The organism is Roseibium limicola, assembly GCF_017313085.1.
In the GTDB taxonomy this organism is placed as follows: Bacteria; Pseudomonadota; Alphaproteobacteria; order Rhizobiales; family Stappiaceae; genus Roseibium; species Roseibium limicola.
The window spans coordinates 74,678-93,071 of record NZ_JAFLNF010000004.1 but is presented as its reverse complement, the minus strand read 5'-3'; the positions used below and the strand labels follow the sequence as shown (position 1 = coordinate 93,071).

General features: G+C 59.9%; 17 protein-coding genes. 5 read left to right on the top strand and 12 right to left on the bottom strand.

The window, feature by feature from the left end:
- Nucleotides 1-11 precede the first annotated feature (11 nt).
- The 9 genes from J0X15_RS10280 to J0X15_RS10240 form a co-directional block, all read right to left on the bottom strand.
- On the bottom strand, nt 12-392 hold the full coding sequence (locus tag J0X15_RS10280; protein ID WP_206940393.1) for an ExbD/TolR family protein: 381 nt from the start codon (nt 390-392) through the stop codon (nt 12-14).
- Nucleotides 382-1,107, bottom strand: coding sequence for a MotA/TolQ/ExbB proton channel family protein (locus J0X15_RS10275; RefSeq protein ID WP_206940391.1), 726 nt, complete (start codon nt 1,105-1,107; stop codon nt 382-384). The genes J0X15_RS10280 and J0X15_RS10275 overlap by 11 nt, the downstream gene beginning before the upstream one ends.
- 225 nt (nt 1,108-1,332) lie before the next feature.
- Entirely contained in the window at nt 1,333-2,124 is a 792-nt protein-coding gene (locus tag J0X15_RS10270; protein WP_206940389.1) for an ABC transporter ATP-binding protein, read from the bottom strand.
- Nucleotides 2,115-3,197, bottom strand: a complete 1,083-nt coding sequence (locus J0X15_RS10265) for a FecCD family ABC transporter permease (RefSeq protein WP_206940387.1) — start codon at nt 3,195-3,197, stop codon at nt 2,115-2,117. The genes J0X15_RS10270 and J0X15_RS10265 overlap by 10 nt, the downstream gene beginning before the upstream one ends.
- On the bottom strand, nt 3,194-4,318 hold the full coding sequence (locus tag J0X15_RS10260; RefSeq protein WP_206940386.1) for an ABC transporter substrate-binding protein: 1,125 nt from the start codon (nt 4,316-4,318) through the stop codon (nt 3,194-3,196). The genes J0X15_RS10265 and J0X15_RS10260 overlap by 4 nt, the downstream gene beginning before the upstream one ends.
- A gap of 38 nt (nt 4,319-4,356) precedes the next feature.
- Complete coding sequence (locus J0X15_RS10255; protein WP_206940384.1) at nt 4,357-4,668, bottom strand: DUF2218 domain-containing protein; 312 nt, start codon at nt 4,666-4,668, stop codon at nt 4,357-4,359.
- A 47-nt stretch (nt 4,669-4,715) separates the two neighbouring features.
- Nucleotides 4,716-6,365 (bottom strand): alpha/beta hydrolase-fold protein, encoded by a 1,650-nt coding sequence (locus J0X15_RS10250; protein WP_206940383.1) that lies wholly within the window; start codon nt 6,363-6,365, stop codon nt 4,716-4,718.
- A gap of 36 nt (nt 6,366-6,401) precedes the next feature.
- The gene (locus tag J0X15_RS10245) at nt 6,402-8,534 is read right to left on the bottom strand and encodes a TonB-dependent siderophore receptor (protein WP_206940381.1); all 2,133 of its coding nucleotides are present in this window, start codon (nt 8,532-8,534) and stop codon (nt 6,402-6,404) included.
- Nucleotides 8,535-8,836: 302 nt separating this feature from the next.
- Nucleotides 8,837-10,993 (bottom strand): TonB-dependent siderophore receptor, encoded by a 2,157-nt coding sequence (locus tag J0X15_RS10240; RefSeq protein ID WP_206940379.1) that lies wholly within the window; start codon nt 10,991-10,993, stop codon nt 8,837-8,839.
- 202 nt (nt 10,994-11,195) lie between these two features.
- On the opposite strand from J0X15_RS10240, the gene J0X15_RS10235 reads away from it, so the two are divergent.
- On the top strand, nt 11,196-12,080 hold the full coding sequence (locus J0X15_RS10235; protein WP_206940378.1) for a helix-turn-helix domain-containing protein: 885 nt from the start codon (nt 11,196-11,198) through the stop codon (nt 12,078-12,080).
- Nucleotides 12,081-12,155: 75 nt separating this feature from the next.
- On the opposite strand, the gene J0X15_RS10230 is transcribed toward J0X15_RS10235, so the two are convergent.
- From J0X15_RS10230 to J0X15_RS10220, 3 genes are all read right to left on the bottom strand, one after another.
- The gene (locus J0X15_RS10230; protein ID WP_206940376.1) at nt 12,156-12,674 is read right to left on the bottom strand and encodes a glycine cleavage system protein R; all 519 of its coding nucleotides are present in this window, start codon (nt 12,672-12,674) and stop codon (nt 12,156-12,158) included.
- Between the two features lie 126 nt (nt 12,675-12,800).
- Nucleotides 12,801-14,090, bottom strand: coding sequence for an Hsp70 family protein (locus J0X15_RS10225; RefSeq protein WP_206940374.1), 1,290 nt, complete (start codon nt 14,088-14,090; stop codon nt 12,801-12,803).
- 104 nt (nt 14,091-14,194) lie between these two features.
- Nucleotides 14,195-15,400, bottom strand: a complete 1,206-nt coding sequence (locus J0X15_RS10220; RefSeq protein ID WP_206940372.1) for an APC family permease — start codon at nt 15,398-15,400, stop codon at nt 14,195-14,197.
- 480 nt (nt 15,401-15,880) lie between these two features.
- On the opposite strand from J0X15_RS10220, the gene J0X15_RS10215 reads away from it, so the two are divergent.
- Genes J0X15_RS10215 through J0X15_RS10200 form a run of 4 tightly spaced genes read left to right on the top strand, consistent with a single transcriptional unit; the run spans nt 15,881 to nt 18,196 of the window.
- The gene (locus J0X15_RS10215) at nt 15,881-16,165 is read left to right on the top strand and encodes a DUF6732 family protein (protein WP_206940370.1); all 285 of its coding nucleotides are present in this window, start codon (nt 15,881-15,883) and stop codon (nt 16,163-16,165) included.
- A complete protein-coding gene (locus J0X15_RS10210) occupies nt 16,165-17,286 on the top strand; it encodes a sirohydrochlorin chelatase (protein WP_206940368.1) in 1,122 nt (373 codons plus the stop codon). Before J0X15_RS10215 ends, J0X15_RS10210 begins: the two co-directional genes overlap by 1 nt.
- Before the next feature lie 5 nt (nt 17,287-17,291).
- On the top strand, nt 17,292-17,954 hold the full coding sequence (locus tag J0X15_RS10205) for a precorrin-8X methylmutase (RefSeq protein WP_206940366.1): 663 nt from the start codon (nt 17,292-17,294) through the stop codon (nt 17,952-17,954).
- A complete protein-coding gene (locus tag J0X15_RS10200; protein ID WP_206940364.1) occupies nt 17,951-18,196 on the top strand; it encodes a hypothetical protein in 246 nt (81 codons plus the stop codon). The genes J0X15_RS10205 and J0X15_RS10200 overlap by 4 nt, the downstream gene beginning before the upstream one ends.
- Nucleotides 18,197-18,394: the final 198 nt, after the last annotated feature.

The following is an 18,394-nucleotide window of genomic DNA, read 5'->3' as shown; positions in this document are numbered from 1 at the left end:
GGCCCAAGGCCTTACTTTCCAGTCACAATGACCGCGTCCAATCCGGACCTGCGGGCAGCGGACATGACATCAACCACATTCTGGACGGTGGCTTCCGGACCCGACCAGATCGCCACCAGCTTGCCTTCGGCAGCGGCTACATCGGCGAAACGGGCTGGCATTTCCTCACGGCTCAAGGGGCGCCCATTGAGGTCCATCTTGTCGGCCGTGTGAATGCGGAAGTAGGCTGGCCTGACCTCGGCTCCCCCCCCTTGCGCCCCGCTGGCCAGTGGCAACGACTGATAGCGGGTGAAACTGGAAGCAAGCATGAAGAACAAGAGCAGCAGGAAGATCACGTCGATCAACGAGGTCAGACCAACCGCCTTGCGCTTGACCCTCGGCTTAAACCGCATAGCGCGATTCCGCCGGGGCGACCTGCTTGTCGAGAGGCACCACGCGGGACGTGCCACGATCGGCAGCAGCCCCGGTGAAGAACGCCGTGACCATGCTTTCCATCTCAGCCTGCTCGGCCTCGATCTTGGCATCATACCAGCCGACAATGGCCGACATCGGGATGGCGATTGCCAAACCTACGGCGGTGGTCAGCAAGGCCACCCAGATGCCGCCAGCGAGCACGGAAGGATCCACCGCAGCACCTGCGCCCTGCATTGACTGGAACGCCTGGATCATGCCGAGAACTGTTCCCAGAAGGCCGATCAGCGGCGACGTCTGGGCGATCATGTCCATTGGGCGCATGTAGGCGCGCAGCGTGTTGATGCGGGCATTGCAGACACGCTCGATGTCTTCCTTCAGAAGCTCACGGTCCACCCCGGACGTCGACGCCCCCTGCATCAGCTTCTGCAAGATGCCAGCCGAGACCGACTTGCTGGAAAATGCCCGCTTCATCGCATCGGACTGACGCCCTTCCAACCACAGGCCGAGGGCCTTGCGGGATGCGCCATGGCTGCCGACACGCAGAACCTGAAACTGCAGGAACTTGGCGATCACCAGCGCCACAGCCACAACGGACAGGCACAGCAGGATGGAGACGACCGATCCACCCGACTGGATCAATTCGGCCAGAGGCTGGGCAAAGGGCGGAAGGCTGTTCAGAAACTCTGCGAACATGGTTGGATCCATCGCTTGGGTCATTTGATCAGGAACAAGACCGATCATCCGAAACAAGGACCGGTCCGCTCGACCAGACTTCATGAGAAGCCCGTCGCTACTTCCTGAATTTTATAGTCAAGTTTGCTGTGGCGCAACATGCGCTTTGCAGTCGAGATGTCAATCCCTTTTCAACCCTAAAATAACGGCTTTTCCGCTCCGAAATTCGGGTCAAAGCCGCCTGGGCTATGCGCTAGCACCAATCTCATTGGCAGCGTCCGCGATCAACACCGGCGCTCCCTGGCTGCAGCGTTCCAGACGTGCGGAAACACCATAGACGTCCGCCAGAAGCGCGCTGTCGATGACCTCTTCCGGCACCCCGCTGGCCGCCACGCAGCCATCTTTCAGAACGACGAGCAAATCGCAGAACCGCAGGGCAAGGTTGATGTCATGCAGCGCGGCCACGCAAATGGCCTCCCGCGAACGGGCATAGTTGCGCGCAACACTCAGCGCCGTCAGCTGCCAGCGCAAATCGAGCGCCGAAGTCGGCTCATCCAGCAGCAGGTACTTGGGTTCATTGACCATCGCCAGACACATGCCGACCAGCTGACGTTTGCCGCCCGACAGCTCATTCAGTTTGCGATGTGCATCGGGCAGGAGTCCGAGCTTGCCAAGCAGCTCGCCCATGCGATCTCCCAACTGGGCATTGGACAAACCCAGATTGGTGGCGCGGGCATAGCTTCGCAGCAATTCAAACGGCGTCAGAGTGGAACCGAGAGGCGGCGTCTGCGGCATCAACGATATGTTGGCCGCCCGTTCCGCCCGCTTCATGGCTGTCACCGGTTTGCCGCCCAGGCTGATGCCCCCTTGCGTACCATTGCCCATCGCAATGGCCCTGAGCAGGGTCGATTTTCCGGACGCATTCGGCCCGATCAGACCGACCATCTGGCCTGCCCGCATTTCCGGCAAGGAGATGCCTTTGAGGATCTCGCGCCCCGACAACCGGACATGGAGATCAGCAACGCTCATCACTGCCATGAGGCTTCCTTCCGTCGCCAGGAGATCAGGACCAGGAACACCGGCACGCCGATGATCGCGGTGATGATGTAGACCGGCACGATGGCGCCGGGAACCAGCACCTTGGACAGGCAGGACGCCAGCGAAAGCAACGCCGCCCCCGTCAGGCAGGCACCGGGTACGAGGAACCGATGATCCTCCCCCAGCAACATGCGCGCAATATGCGGCCCGACGAGGCCGATGAAACCGATAGTGCCGACAAAGCAGACTGCCACGGCGGAGAGGATCGCCACACGGATCATCACCACCAGCCGGATGCGGTTGACGGACAGGCCGGAACTGCGGGCCTGGTCCTCGCCCCCGCGCAGGGCAGTCAGGATCCAGACATCGCGCAGACTGAGAGGCAGCACCAGGGCAAAAACCGCAGACACCACGGCAACCTCTGTCCAGCCGGCACGGGTCAGATTGCCCATGTTCCAGAACACGATCTGCTGAATGACTTCCGCACTCGCCACATATTGCAGGGCTGCGGTCAAAGCCTCACAGAGGAACACCAGCGCAATTCCGTAAAGCACGATGGTGGTCGACGATCCGCCATGCAGGGTCGACAGGGTCAGGATCGCCATTGCTGCCATCATGGCAAACGAAAAGGCGAAAGCCGGCAGCATCAACGTCTGGCTGAAGCCGCCGACATTCGGTGCCACCACGATGAAAAAGGCCGCGCCCAGTGTGGCTGCCGCCGAGATGCCCAGTGTGAAGGGACTGGCCAACGGGTTGTTCAGTGTCGTCTGGGTTTCCACACCGGCAAGGCTCAGGGCCCCGCCGACGGCCAGAGCGATCAACGCATCCGGCAAGCGTACCGACCAGATGATGACATAATTGCGCTGATCCAGGCTGGACGGACTGAAAATGCCCTTCAGAACATCAAGCAGCCCGAGGTTCGCCGGGCCTGCGGTGATGTCCATCAGAAACGCCAGGCACATCAACGCAAACAGACAGATGAGAACCATTGTCCGACGCGCGGCGATCAATCTGTAATGTTCAAACAGCCCCGCGCCGGCGTTACCCGGTTCAGATATTTCCTGCTGGCTCATTCAAAAACCTTCAGGGAATACAACCCCGGACGGTCAAGCGGCAAGAACTTCTCGTGGACTTCGCGGAAGGTGGCTTCCGGATCGAGGTCTTCAAACAGTTCCGGGTGGAACCACTTGGCGAAGACCTCCAGCACGTAGATGTTGAAAGGCGAATTGTAGAAGCCATGCCAGATGGTGTAGGCGCGATGATTTTTCACTGCATCCAGCACCTCAAGCCCTGCACTGTCGAGACCGGCCTTGGCAGAGTCACGCGCCAGCTTCTCATCGACATGCATTCCGAGCACCGCGTAGGGCTTGCCGGCAGCATAATCTTCCGGCGTGCCGGAGGCTGTGCCAATCCAGACGTCCGGATTGCCGGCCAGCAGAAACTCCTGCGTGTGGCGCCCGACCGGGCCAGGAACGGCTTCAGCGGAAATATTACGTCCACCAGCAGCCTCTACGAAGGGCCCAAGCATGCCGTTGGCCATGCCGACACAACACTCGAAGCGACCGATATGGGCCTGAAGGAACACCGTCGGGCGTTCGCCAGTGAAACCCGCCAGGCGGCTTTCGATCAGCGCCTTGCGACCATTGTAAAATTCGGCAAACTCCTCGGCCTGAGCATCTCGGCCAATAACCTTGCCCATCAGCTCCAGCGACGCGACGGTGTTCTCCATCGGGTTCATGCGGAAATCGATGAAGACGACCGGAATGCCCGCGGCTTCCAGCTGGGCGACAAATTCCTCGTCCTCGACGCTTGGGCCATGACCCGACAGCGACAGGATCGCGGCATCCGGTGCAAGAGCAATCACGCCTTCGGCCGACGCGCCGGTTTCAACGCCCGTCACCATCGGAATATCTGCCGTTTCCGGATGGCGCTTGGTCATGTAGGCCAGAAGCTCAGGGTCGGTCTGTTCCAGATCCGACAGCATCGCCTTGACCCGGCTCACCGGATTTTCCGGATCCAGAATGGCCATTGCCGACAGTGCCCGACCATCGCCGAGCACGACCGTTTGCGCCGGCTTATCGAGGTTCACTGTGCGGCCGGCCACGTCGACCAGTTCAAAGGAATGAGCGGCGCCCAGTCCGCCTGCCAACAAGGCAAGCGTCCAGACTGCGATCCGTGCAAATGTGTTCAGCATCGCGCTGTCGTCTCCTGTCCGGGATAATGCTTCCGGAATTAGCTCGCTGCGGTGTCCGCAGCGATTTCTGTTACGTGCCAGTCCAGAGCCACGTCTTCGCGCCAGGCGAATTTCACCAGATGGCTGTCGATCACACCCTTGACCATCTCGGTTTTCTTCAGCTCGTCCGTGCGTGCGGCAAAGCTGAGTTCGTCGCCGTTCGCCTGAATGCAGCAAAAGCCAAAGGGGAACTGCACTTCGCCCTTCTCCGGCGTAAATTCCACGGACACCTTGTGGGCAAAGTGCTTGCAGAGCTGCTGGAGGTATTTTGAGGCGAAAGCCGTCTTGAAGGTGGCTTCGACTGTGTACATGAGCTGGCTGTCCTTTGAGATCTGACGCTGGCTGAGGAACTCTGAAATCAGGGGGCGGGACCGAACAATTGGGTCAGTCCGTCACTCAAGGCGCCGCGCCAAATGAGATAGTCGTGAGACCCGGCGTACTCCCGCATGGTGGCGGGGTAACCGCGCGCCACCAGCACATCGCGCAGGTGTCGGTTGGTGTTCAATATGTCGAGACTGCCATCCCGGGATGTCTCGAACAGGCCGGCTGTCAGGAAGACCCGAAGCTCTTGCTTGGGGGTTGTCGCAACCCTGTAGGCCGTGTGTTCGCCATGCGCGGGATCTGCATCCTTCGGCGCCCACCAGAAGGATCCGGACATGGAAATCACGTTGCCGAAAGTGTCGGGATGATCCAGCGCCAGGCGCATGGAGGCCAACCCGCCGTAACTTGACCCGGCCAGAACCGTGCGCACCGCCGGCACCTGAAGACCGAGCTGTTGCTGGGCCCAGGGCAGAAGGTCCTGCGCCATCACATCGGAGAAATCCTGACTGCCCGGCAGCTCCATGCCGCGAGCCTTCATGTCCGGATTTGAAATCAGGACGGCTGCAGTCTGCGGCAGAACGCCGAAGCCCTGCATCCGGTCGAGGATACCGGGGACATCAACAGTCTGCTGATAAGCATCCCCATCGAAGAGCACCAGCAGCACCGTCTGCGGGTCCGCCGGATCAAACCCGTCCGGACGGTAAAATGTCACGTCGCGGGTGTTGTCGAGCCGCTCGCTGGTGAACTGCAGGGTTTCAACCGTGCCCGCCGGCAGGCTGTCATCCGGCGCGACGAAAGGCTGCGCCGGGGCATCGGCAAGTTCGATCACCGACTTCTGGCGCCAGGGATCAGCTGCCTCCGCCGGCCAGGGATTGAGATTCAGGGGATCGGCTTGAGCAGTTGAGAGTATGGCAATCCGATTTTCCCAGAAGGTGCCTGGAACATCAGGAATATCCGGCGCCAACCGATAGGACAGACGCGTGTCGTTCGGCACTTCGTAGCTGCGGTACCAGACGTCGGTGCCCTCCAGCCGGTGCATGTAATCATGATCTGCCGACGGGGAACCGAGAATGCGGACATTCTGCCCGGCCCCTTGATACAGGAACGTCAGGAGGGACTTGCCCTCACCCGCAGGCTCGATCAGAGGCGTGCCGTTTGTCTGCATGTCCTGCCAGAAGGCCGCAATGGCTTGCGGATCAGATGTCTGTTCCGCCAGAGCTTGCAAGGTCGGGCTGAGCAAGGTGTCGTCGGATGCGTCGACCCCGGTCAGGTGCTCCGGTGTCACGATCTTGGCAAAGGTCAACTTGGCGCTGCCGATCGAAGCCTCCGGAGAAATTACCGCTTCCAGGTAAGTTCCAGGCGCACCGACAACGAGGTTGAAATCCCGTCGCCAGTCCGTGCTGTCCGTCAGCCGGCGGAGGAAACTTCCGTCGGCTGACTTGAGGTCCACGACCAGATCTGCCGAACCACTGTCGACAGTCACCGCAACATAGGACCCCGCAGGGAGATCCAATGCGAGCTGTGATGTCGTACCAGCAGCAGATGACACTTCCCAGACCCACCCTTGATCGACAATCGACAGAGCGATCGGCGATGCCGGAGCGGTGGCTGTCTGCGCAGATGCGGGCGTTGCCCCATCAAGCGCTGAGGCGGCCGCGATGAGCGGTAGAGCGAAGGAAAAAGCCATCAGGAGACGCGATGCAGGCCGTGATATCATTTGGACTTACCAGGTGTACTTCAGCTTGGCTGTGACCGTGCGGCCCTGGCCGAGGAAGCAGGTTGTAGTGGTGTTACAAGCCGACACGTAGCGACGATCCAGCAGGTTCGATCCGTTGACCTGAAGCTTCAGGCCTTCGAAGGAATTGCCGAACCGGCTGAAATCATAGGACGCCATTGCATCGAGGAGCGTCGCGGACTTGATCGTGTAGACGTTGTCCATGGTGGTGCTTTCGCCGATGTAACGAACACCCAATCCAAGACCCAGGCCTTCAAGCGCACCGTCAAAGAAGTCGTACTTACCCCAGACGGAGGCCATGGTTTCCGGGATCATTGCCGGGCGCAGGCCAACATTGGCTGCCTGCTCGTCCTTTGTGGTTTCCGCGTCGACATAAGAGTAACCAGCGATAACCGACAGATTGTCCGTCAATTTGGCACGGGCTTCAAGCTCGACACCCTGCGAGCGGACTTCGCCGGTCTGATAGGTGTTGATCCCGTCAGAAGAAGCGATGTTCTGCTGATACAGCTGGAAGATCGACGCGATGACCTGGAAATTGCCGCCGACCGGGGCAAATTTCACACCGGCTTCGATCTGCTGGCCGGTTGTCGGATCCAGCGGCTTGCCGTTGCTGTCGACCTGGAAGCTCGGCTCGAACGAGGTCGAGTAGCTGACATAGGGCGAAATGCCGTTTTCAAAGTTGTAGATCGCCCCGATCCGGCCCGTGAAAGCGGATTCGTCGAAGGTTTCCGTCGTCCCGGCCGACTGGTTGTTGTAGTCCTGTGTCGCCCAATCATAGCGGCCACCAACAGAAATGTTGAGGTTGCCGATCTCGATCTGGTCCTGGGCATAAAGGCCGATCTGCTGCGCTTCCGCTTCATACTGAGACTGCACAGACCAGTTCGGCGTGTAGGCTGGATAGTTGGACGTGGTCCAGTCCTGATCCGGTACGTTGCGGTCGAACAGGCCGAGATAATTCGTCGTGGTGTATTTGTAATCAGCACCGGTCAGCAGCGTGTGGGTCAGCGCGCCTGTGGCGAAATCCGTCTGCAACTGGTTGTCGACCACGACCTGCTGCAGATCGGTGTCACGGTTAGTGGCCACACCGGATGTGAGCAGATTGCCGGAGACGCCGCGATGCAGCACCGACGTGAAGGCCGTGTCGATGTTGTTATAGGCTGCGTTCTGGCGGAACTTGAACATGTCGTTGAAACGATGCTCGAATTCGTAGGCGACTTGGCCCTGCGTCACGATGGATTCGTCAACGTTGGGGTTGGAGAACGGCACATCCGCCGGGATCCAGCCACCGGAAGAGGCAAACAGCGTACCGGCTGCCGTGCGGAAGTTCTTGTAGCCCGCATCCGGCTCATGATTGTACATGGCGCTCAAGGTCAGGGATGTGTCGGCAGTCGGCGACCAGCGCAGGCTTGGCGAAATGGCGAAGCCCTGTTCGATGATATCGTTGACTTCGGAGTCTTCGCGCTGCGCTTGCCCGACAATGCGATAGCTCCACACGCCCGCATCGTCGATCGTGCCCTGCCAGTCGACGCCAACGCCGATCTTGTTGTCCAGGCCTGTCAGAATTTCGACTTCGCGCTTGTTCAGACCCGTCGGCTTCTTCGTCACCAGATTGACGAGACCACCCGGTGTTGCTGCACCGTAAAGAACGCTGGACGGCCCGCGCAGAACTTCGACGCGCTCCAGCAAATAGGAGTTCCAGCTGCCCAGGCGGTTGGTGCCATAGTCCAGTCCGTTGACAAAGACCGGCACATACTGGAAGCCCCGCATGAAGACTTCGTCGAGCACCGTCTGGTCGCCACGATAATCGGAGTAGACGCCGGGCGTGTAACGCAGGGCTTCGGCAATGTTCTCGGCGCCCTGATCCTCGATCTGTTCGGTCGGAACAACGCTGATCGACTGCGGCGTCTTGGAAAGAGGCGTATCGGTCTTGGTGCCCGTCCGGCTCAGCTCTGCGACATAGCCTTCCACCGGACCGGTGGCGGTTTCTGCACTTGAATTGACCGTTACCTTTTCAAGCTGAATTTCCTGCGCTTGCGCCCGCGTCTGGGCACTGGCCAAAGCAAGCACGCTGACCGATGCAGCCAGCGAGAAAGTCAGAAGGTTTTGACGGAAGTTACTCATTAGGACACCTACCTGCGCGGATTACGCGCTCCCCTGAAGCCCCCCAAAGGCTTCTTTTTGACCGGATAGCGCTAAACATGAATTATGAACTCAGATTTATTTCGCTTTTCCGGGTAGAGTCTACTGGATGGGTTTCGCGCGAACGCCAAAACCTTACGTTCAAACGCCAACGGCTCTAATATTTGACAGTGGGACATCTGCGCCACACCAAAAATCTACCGCCACGTCACGAACCGGAATTCCGCCGCAGGATCTTCCAAGGTCCTGCGGCGTCAGGTTTTTTTGCGTCGTGAGCTGAGGGACTACCAGCTGTACTTCAGTTTGGCGCTCAGAGCACGGCCCGGGCCATACCAGCAAGCGTACTCTGATGCGCAGCTTGCCGTGTAGCGCTTGTCGAGCAAATTAGAGCCGTTGAGCTGCAGCTTCACGCCCTCGAACCTGTCGGACAGGCCGCCGAAGTCATAGGATGCCATGGCATCCACCAGCGTTGCTGTTGGCACAGTCAGGCTGTTGTCGCTGCTCATGCTTTCGCCAATGTGGCGAACGCCAAGTCCCAGGGACAGACCGTCGAGTGGGCCTTCGAAGAACTCGTATTTGCCCCAGATGGATGCCTGCTGTTTCGGAATCCGGTCCTTGGTCAGGCCGACATTTGTCGGATCACGATCTTCGGTGATTTCTGCATCGATGTAGGAGTAGCTGGCGATGAGCGAGAAATTATCGGTGACCTCGGCGTGGCCTTCAATCTCGAAGCCGCGGCTTCGGACTTCCCCGGTCTGATAGGACGACTGGGTCCAGCTGCCGCTTGCTGCGTCATAGGCCCAGGCGGAATTGATGACATTCTGCTGATAGATCTGGAAAACGGAGGCCGTCAGCTGAATGCGGCTGTCTGCCGGAGCGAACTTGACGCCGGCTTCCCACTGCTGGGCTGTGGTCGGATCAAACATCTTGCCGGCAGAATCCGCAGAAAGCGCCGGTTCGAAGGATGTCGAGTAGCTGACATACGGCGAGATGCCGTTGTCGAAGGCGTAAAGCGCCCCGGCGCTCCAGGTAAAGGCACCATCATCATAGCTCTGATCGGCGCTTGAGGCGTTGTCGATCTCGGTTCCGGCCCAGTCATAGCGCGCACCGAAGTTCAGGTGCAGGTTGCCGACTTCGATCTGGTCCTGCGCATAAAGGCCAGCCTGCCAGGCGGTGGTCACATGGCTGTCGGTCTCCGTCAGAGTGATCGCGCCCAGATTTCCATAGACCGGGTTCGCCCAGTCGATGCTCTGTTGAGCGCCGCTGCCCCACCAATAGTTGCGCATGGAGTGCTTGAAGTCGAAGCCTGTCAACAGCGTGTGTCTGAAGGCACCGGTGTCAAAATCGCTCTGCAGCTGATTGTCAGCCACGAACTGGTTGAGATCGTCACCACCACCGCGCGGAGAGCGGGTGATCGTCGTGCCGGTTGTTTGCGAGCCCCAGATCAGCGACTGATGGTAGGTGTCGATGATGTTGTAGGAGACGTTCTGGCGGATCTTGAAGGCCTCGTTCAGGCGGTGCTCGAAGTTGTAGCCAACCTGAAACTGGGTGCGGCGGTACTCTTCGAAGTCCGGATCTGAAATCAGGAAGCTTTCGGGGATGTAGCCATTCGCGGTCGGATACAACAGACCCGACGCATCGCGGAAGTTCCGGAAACCGGCTTTAGGCTCATGTGAAAACAAGGTGATCAGGGTCAGCGCGGTGTCTTCACTCGGTGCCCAGCGCAAGGTCGGCGAGATCGAGAAGCCTTCCTGGTTCAAGCCGTCTTCCACCAGATCGAAGCGCTCTGCCGTACCTGCAACCCGGTAGGACCAGACGCCAGCGTCATCAAAGGTGCCCTGAATGTCGAAGGCGCCACCGACGCGCGCGTCCGTTCCGGCACTCAGCTCAACTTCGCGCTTGGTCGCGCCGCTCGGCTGCTTGGTGGTCATGTTGACGATGCCGCCGGGGCTGGCCTGTCCGTAAAGGATGGAGGCCGGGCCTTTGAGCACTTCGACGCGCTCCAGCAGGAAGGGGTTGATCTTGCCCGATGAGGCCCAACCGTATTCCAGGCCGTTGACGTAGCGCTGCACATAACCGAAGCCACGAACGTACATCTCATCATGGAAGTTTGACTGACCACGGTATTCCGTCGCTACGCCCGGCGTGTAGCGCAAGGCTTCTGAGACCGAGCCGGCATCCTGATCTTCAATCTGCTCGCGCGACACCACACTGACTGTGCGCGGTGTTTCGATCAGCGGCGTATCGGTCTTTGAGGCTGATGCGCTGCGCTCGGCAACATACCCTTCGACAACACCGGCACCTTGCTCGGTTGCTGCCTCGATGGTCACTTGCTTCAATTCCACCGTGGCCGCAGATTGCGCCCAGGCGGAACTCAACGCCATAAGGCTGACGGTTGCAGCCAGATGAGCTGCGGTCATCGTTTTTGTCAGACGGACCATATGCCTGCGTTCCTTGTATTTTTGGCACTACGAAGCCCCCCATGGGTTTCAGAGCGCGGCGGTCAAAACTTGACTTTCTGGCTCAACTATCTAGAATTTGATGCAACCCATGTCCATCGGACGATTGCTGCAAGAACGCCAATCTTTGCTTCGTCCGCGCCATTCAACTCTCTGACGTAACGGTAATTTTGTGAGTAGGCTCATGAGTGCTCATCCGGTTCACGCTGGCCAGAAACGCAAGCTGGTCGAAGTCGACTGCCGAAGCTGGGAAGCGACCAGCATCAGCACGGTGAAGTGCTCGCGGGTTCAGACGAAATTCCAGACGTTCATCTTCATGGAAGGTGAGCAGAGCTTCTGGCTGGACGGAGCCTTCTTCCACATCTCTGCGGGGCATGGGGCTCAGACGAAGCCCAAGGCGCTGACGTTCGTGCTCAATCAGGAGACCGACATTCGGCTGCTGCGCGGCACCAACCGCCCCTTGCGGAAAATCTCGCTGACTTCGCCAATTTCGTGGATGGACGATATGCATATCGATCCCTCCGCCTGCCACAAGGAGCTCACGCGTTTTCTCTCCGGCCATCTCAATTATCTGATTTGGGAGCCTGGGCCCGATGTCCTGTCCCTCTGCAAACAGATCCAGTCCCCGCCAACCTGGCTGGAAGGCGAGATGCGGGAGCTGTATCTCTCCGCCCGCGGGCTTGAGGTCATGATGGCGGTCTGCCAGCGAATTTCCGGCTCCGGCGACGAGCAGGCCGAGCCGGTGTTTGCCTCGAAAAACCAGATGAACAAGGTCCGTGACTACCTTCTGGCGCATCTTGACGATGATCTGAACATCGGCACAGTGGCGCGCGAGACCGGCACAAGCGTGCGGTCGCTGCAGCGGAAATTCCGCGAGCATTTCGGCGAGCCGGTGTTTGAATATGTGCGGCAAGCACGGTTGTTCAAGGCCCGCGAGGCCCTGCTGAGGGAAGGCGTCAGCGTTTCCGAGGCAGCGACTCTTGCCGGCTACAATCGGATCGGTAGTTTTTCCGCAGCTTTCAAGCGCCAGTTCGGCGAATGCCCGAGCACCAGCCGCCTGAAAACCTGAGCAGCAAAGCCGCCGCAGTCATCAACACCCCAAAACCGCCAGCTCGACTGGCGGCCATTTCGGCTGATGTCAAATTCAATCCAGAAGCTTGATGTCGGCCATCATGTCGGCCGCTGTTTCCTGCAAGGCATCACTGAGCGCTGCCAGGTCCTGTCCGACAGGCAGCCGCAAGTCGGCGGTGGCCTTGAACAGGCTTTCGCCGGACATGGAGCCTGCGGCCACTTCGGTTTCCAGATTCTCGATGCTGACATTATGGTCGGTCAGCACCTTCGTTACCTTGCGCAAGATGCCCGGATGATCCTGGGACACCAGATCCAGATGGGCCAGTTTGCCTTCCGGTGCCTGCTGCCTGCTGGCGCCGGCACGACGTGAGATGGACAGGCCTTCGGATTCAAGCGCGGCGAATCGCGTCTCCAGGTCGCTCAGGGCATCGGCGGCGATATCAACGCTGACGATACCGGCGAATTCGCCCCCCAGACGCGCCATAGAGCTTTCAACCCAGTTTCCGCCCGCAGCCGCAATCGCTTCCGCCAGGCGGTCGACCAGACCGGGGCGATCCTTGGATATCACGGTGAAAACCAGGTGGCTTTGCATAAGGTTACTCCTCCAACGGCGCATTATCTTGGCGGGCGCTGACGCGGAGCCTAACGGCAAATCAAACGCCCGTCGAGTTCTCTGGATAGCTGCTTATCTGAGCCCTTCAACCCGCGCTGGAGCGCCTCACGAGGCCGCCCAGCGCTCGGCATCGCCGCGGGCGCCGATCAGAGCCAGACCGTTGGCAATCGACGAGAGCTCCTCCCCGCCGGTGATTTTGTCTGCCCCGAACCGGTGGGCAAACATCGAGCGTACAGCGGGCACAAACGAGGTGCCGCCGGTGAGAAACACCTGATCAATGTCTGTATCTGCAATATTCGCCCGAGCGATGGTGTCGTCCAGAGCCTTGTCCATGCGCGCCAGATCCCCGGCGATCCAGGTGTCAAAATCAGCCCGTTCCACCGTGACCGCAAAATCCCGACCGATGGGAGCGAACCTCAGCTCCACCGTTTCCTCAAACGACAGTTGTGCCTTGACGTCGGAGACCGCCTTGTAGAGCGGATAGCCCTGATCTTCTTCCACCAGCTCGATGAACAACTCGATCTTGTCGTCATCCTCGCAGTAGCGCAGCAGCTTTTTCAGCTCGGCAAAATCCTGCGATTGCTTGAAAAACGACAGCTGGTGCCAGCGGGCAAAGTTGGAAAACAGATTGGGCGGCACTTCCAGCGTCTTGCCCATGCTGGCGTAATGCGACCCCTTGCCCAGCTCCGGCAAAACCACCTTGTCGATGATGCGGTAGTCGAAAGTATCGCCGGCAATGCCGATGCCGCCGCGACTGACCGGCTCGGCCTGCAAAACACCGCCGTGACGTGAAAACCGCATGATGGAATAATCGCTCGTACCGCCGCCGAAATCGGCAACCAGCACCGTGGCATCGCGCTCCAGCCGCTGGGCGAAGGAGAAAGCCGCCGCGACCGGTTCATAAACAAAATGCACGTCCGAGAAGCCGAAGGTTGCAAGCGCCTTGCGATAGCGTTCCATCGCCAGCTGCTCGTTCGGCGCACTGCCGGCAAAGATCACCGGACGGCCAACGACGATGCGTGACCCTTTCAATTCTTCCTCGACACAGGTCTTGGCAAACGCTGTCCCCAGAAGGGTGCTCATCAGACCCTCGAAATCGTAACGCTTGCCGAAGACGCCTGTGCCCTTGAACTGGCCACTGGCAACAAAGCTCTTCAGCGACTGGATGAAGCGCACGTCGCCCATGTGCTCGATGAACTGACGAATGGCCCAGGGTCCAACTTCGGGGACCGGCGTCTGAAAAGCGTCAGGCCGCAGAAAGCTGAGGATGGAGGCAATGCCGTCGTGACTGTCGTCGCCATTGCCAAACGTCACACGCTCGACCGTTTCGGTGGTGCCACTTTGGGCCAGCACTGTGTTGGAGGTCCCGAAATCGAGACCGAAAGAGCGGGACATGGAGACCTCGTGAGCAGCAGACAAAGGGCAAGCGGGGCGCGCCTTCTAACCGCTGAAGCCAGTACCCGCAAGGGGGCAACCGGCATTTCGCGCCGCGCCGCAACCTATGCCGCCATGGATTGCCCGAATATGACGATGACCACGCCGAGCAGGACAAGGCCAGCGAAGCCCGCAGCCCGCGCCTTGCGTTGGCTGCGATAGGCACTCAGACATGCGATGGCAGCTTGCAGCAGATAGTAGAACGCAAAAGCCTTGGAAGCGTAGGTGATGATTTCAAAAATATCGGCTGTCCAGGTCAGCGCCAAGGCGAAAAGTCCAAGGACCAGATACGACATCCGTTCCGAGACACGCCCACCACTCGCTTCCATGATCAGTCCACCGGACCCACCGGTGTCGGCAATCGCGGCACTGAACTGGGCGGCAAGCGCTGCAGCTACCAGCAGTATGGGCAGTACCGGCGACACCACCTGCATCAGATCGATGATCGCGGTTTCGCTCAGCTGCAGACTGTCAGCCTCGAACACATAGGCAATCAGCAGAATGTAAGCGATGTAGATCACGCTGGCGAGGATCTGCGCCCAGCGCATCGAGCGGATGCGAAGCTCTGCCTTGTACTCATGGCCGAGGTATCTTGAAGTCTCAAACCCCTGCACCGTGATCAGCAATCCGAAGGCCAATGTCAGTGCGGGCCAGCCTGTCAGGTTCGATGCATGCAGGAGGAGACCGGCGGACCCGACAGTTTCGCCAAAGAAGACCCCCAATCCGACCAGCAACCCGGCGATGATCGCCAGTTTGACCGTCACAGAGGCATATTCCAGGGTTTCCAGCGACCGAAAGCCCTTCACCCAACCAACCACGACGATCAGCGCCAGCACGGCACTGGTCAGCAGCCGTGGCCAGATGTCGCCTTCCAGAGGCAGCATATCAAGACCGAAAGCACCAAAAAGGTTGAGATAATAAGCCACGGAAATGAAGTAGGCGAAAGCCAGCGCCCAGGAGGAGATTTGCTCCAGCATCTTATGACTGAGCGTTTCTGCATCGCCATCCTCGCGGCTGTCATAAAAGGCAATATTGAAACGGATGGCAGAGCCGAAGGCGTATGCTGCAGCACACAGGCCCAGCATCACCAGCGGCGCCCAGGCGCCATAACTGTGCAGCAGGATCGGCCCGAGAACCAGAAAACCGCTGCCGATGATCGAGGCCAAAGGCGTGACCATGGCGCGCCATGGTCGGGACGTTCTGAGCTTGGGCGAAAACAGATAAATCGCCGTCATGAGAACGGCCAGCACGATGGTGGCTGCAAGAAGCATAGTGGAGGACACTGTCCTTTGATTTTTCGAAGCCGGGATTGGCGGAATGCCGTGGCGAGACTGCGCCACTGAAGCAGCGAACGGCAGTCGCTGCCGCGACATAGATCAAATCGTCCAGTGAAGGATCCGGTTCCCCGCAAGAAACGCCTAAGGCAAATCCAACACATCAGAAGATCAGCCGGGACCAGCAGACAACCGGAGTTTGTGCGGCGATGCAAAAACTTCTGCTCTGGCAGTTGATTGCATCCCCTGCCTCGCATAGCTTGAGCGCCAACAACTGGACAGCGTCCGTGGACGGACTGAAAGCTATTCCGGTGACGGTTGACCCATGTCGGGGACCCAGTCCGGAGCTGTCGGCGCATTTTCTATTTCCCCTGCCCCTCGACGGCAGGCGGGTATGCGCATGCTTTCCCTCATGTCCACGATCGTTCTGTTCCGGTATGACGCGCGGGCACGACGAAGTGTGAGGGAACCACAGACATGAGCCAGCATCAAAACCGATCGGCAACTGCATTTGCCTGCACACTTGTCGTCGGTCTCATGACGACCGCGACCAGCCTTGCCCTGCTGCCGGCCACAGCCCAGGCCCACGTCGGTCATCTGGGCGAACTCGCGGGTCACTCCCATTGGGCCGGTGCTGCCCTTCTGGCAGGTGCTGCGGCCCTGGCAGGTATTGCGGCGCTCAAAGGGCGCAAGAGATCTGCCGACACCCCTGAAGACACTGCGGAAGAAGCCTCTGACGCCGCTGAAACGGAGGCCGCATAATGGCTGAAAAACTGGGCCTGATGATCTGCGGTCATGGTTCCCGCAACCGTGGCGCCGTCGGTCAGTTCGCCAAGCTGGCAGAAGGCCTGAAAAGCCGCTTTCCCGACTGGCCAGTCGAATACGGCTATCTGGAATTCGCCAACCCGGTCATTCACGACGGACTGAACAAGCTGCGCGAGGCAGGCTGCACCCATGTGCTGGCCGTTCCGGGCATGCTGTTTGCCGCCGGTCACGCCAAGAACGACATTCCCAGCGTGCTGAACACCTATCAGGCGCAGCATCCGGACATGAAGATCACCTATGGCCGCGAACTGGCCGTTGACGTGCGCATGGTGCGCGCGGCCGCCGAGCGTATTCAGGAAGCACTGGACGCGGCGCCGACCAACGTCGATCCGCATGAGACCCTGCTGATGGTTGTCGGGCGCGGCGCCTCCGATCCGGACGCCAACTCCAACGTCTCGAAAATCATGCGTCTTCTGTGGGAAGGCATGGGCTTCGGCTGGGGCGAAACCTGCTATTCCGGCGTTACCTTTCCGCTTGTGGGCCCTGGCCTCGAACACGCGGCACGGCTCGGCTACAAGCGCATCATCGTCTTCCCGTATTTCCTCTTCACCGGCGTTCTGGTGCAGCGGATCTACTCGGCAACCGACGAAGTGGCGGCCAAGCACCCCAACATCGAATTCCTGAAGGCAGGATATCTCAACGACCACCCGCAGGTGATCGACACGATGGCCGACCGGGTGCAGGAAATCCTGCAGGGCGCCAACGTGATGAACTGCCAGATGTGCAAGTACCGCGAACAGGTTCTCGGCTTCGAAGCCGAAGTCGGTCTGGCGCAGGAAAGCCACCACCATCATGTGGAAGGCCTCGGCGCGGAGGCCGAGTGCAAGCTGTGTGAGGAGCTGTGCACCGGTGCCTGCGAGGAGCAGGTGCGCAAGGCCGGCGCCCATCATCATCACGACCATGATCACACGCATGATCATGGGCACGGGCATTCCCACGATCACAAACATGACCACGGGCATGATCACGGGCATGACCATTCTCATGATCACCACCATCATCCCTATCCGCATGCGGACCATCCGCTCGGCCCGAAGTCGATGGACAAGGCGGACTGAGCCCGATGAGCACTGCCCCTGCCCGGCTTTATGACTATGAGCGCGACCCGGCTGCCATCTACCGGCAGTCGTTCGCGACCATTCGCGACGAAGTCGATCTCTCCGCTGTGCCGGAAGATCTTCAGCCGCTTGCCGTGCGCCTGATCCATGCCTGCGGCATGACGGATGTGGTCGAGGACCTGACCTGGTCACCGGACGCTATGGCACGCGGCCGTGAAGCCTTGCAGGCCGGAGCACCGATCTTCACTGACGTGGAAATGGTCGCCCATGGCATCATCCGCTCGCGCTTGGACGCTGCAACCCAGGTCATCTGCACGTTGAATGATCCTGGTGTTCGTCAGCGCGCCGAGCGAATGGGCACCACCCGCTCGGCGGCCGCCGTCGATCTGTGGCAAGATCAACTGGAAGGCGCCGTGGTGGCCATCGGCAACGCTCCGACAGCTCTGTTTCACCTGATGGAGCGGATCGCCGAAGGGTTTCCCAGGCCCGCCGTCATTCTCGGCTTTCCTGTCGGCTTCGTCGGCGCGGCGGAATCCCGGGACGCTTTGGCGAAGAACCCCTTCGGACTCGATTTCGTCTCGCTCAAGGGACGACGGGGCGGCTCGGCCATGGCGGCTGCCGGCGTCAACGCACTCGCCGCCGGCCTGCCGGAAGACCGCGCGCCATGAAGAAATCGACGCCCCCAAAATTCGGACTGCGCTCGGCTGCCGGGCAAAAGGACGTTCGTCGGGCAATCGGATCGCTGTCCCACGGGTCGCCGCAGTCTCCCGACATTCCCCGCGATGCCGATGGCGCGCCGCGCAAGGCCCGCGGCATCCGCCAGGTTACGCCGACATCCGACGCCTCCCCCGACCAGCTGGACAAGATCCCGGTCAAGCCATTCTCACTCAAACCAAAGCGCGGCCAGTGATGGGCCTTTTCTTTTCCCTCCGTCATCCTCGGGCAACGTCCCGAGGATCCAGAACGCACAGTGCCGGCTGGATGCTCGGGACAGGCCCGAGCATGACGCCTCGTGGGGGGAAGGTTGCGATTAAAACAAACCTTTCCTCCGTGATCCCGGCCAAGCGCAGCTCCGAGCCGGGACCGGTGAGCCGCGACGTCTACGTGT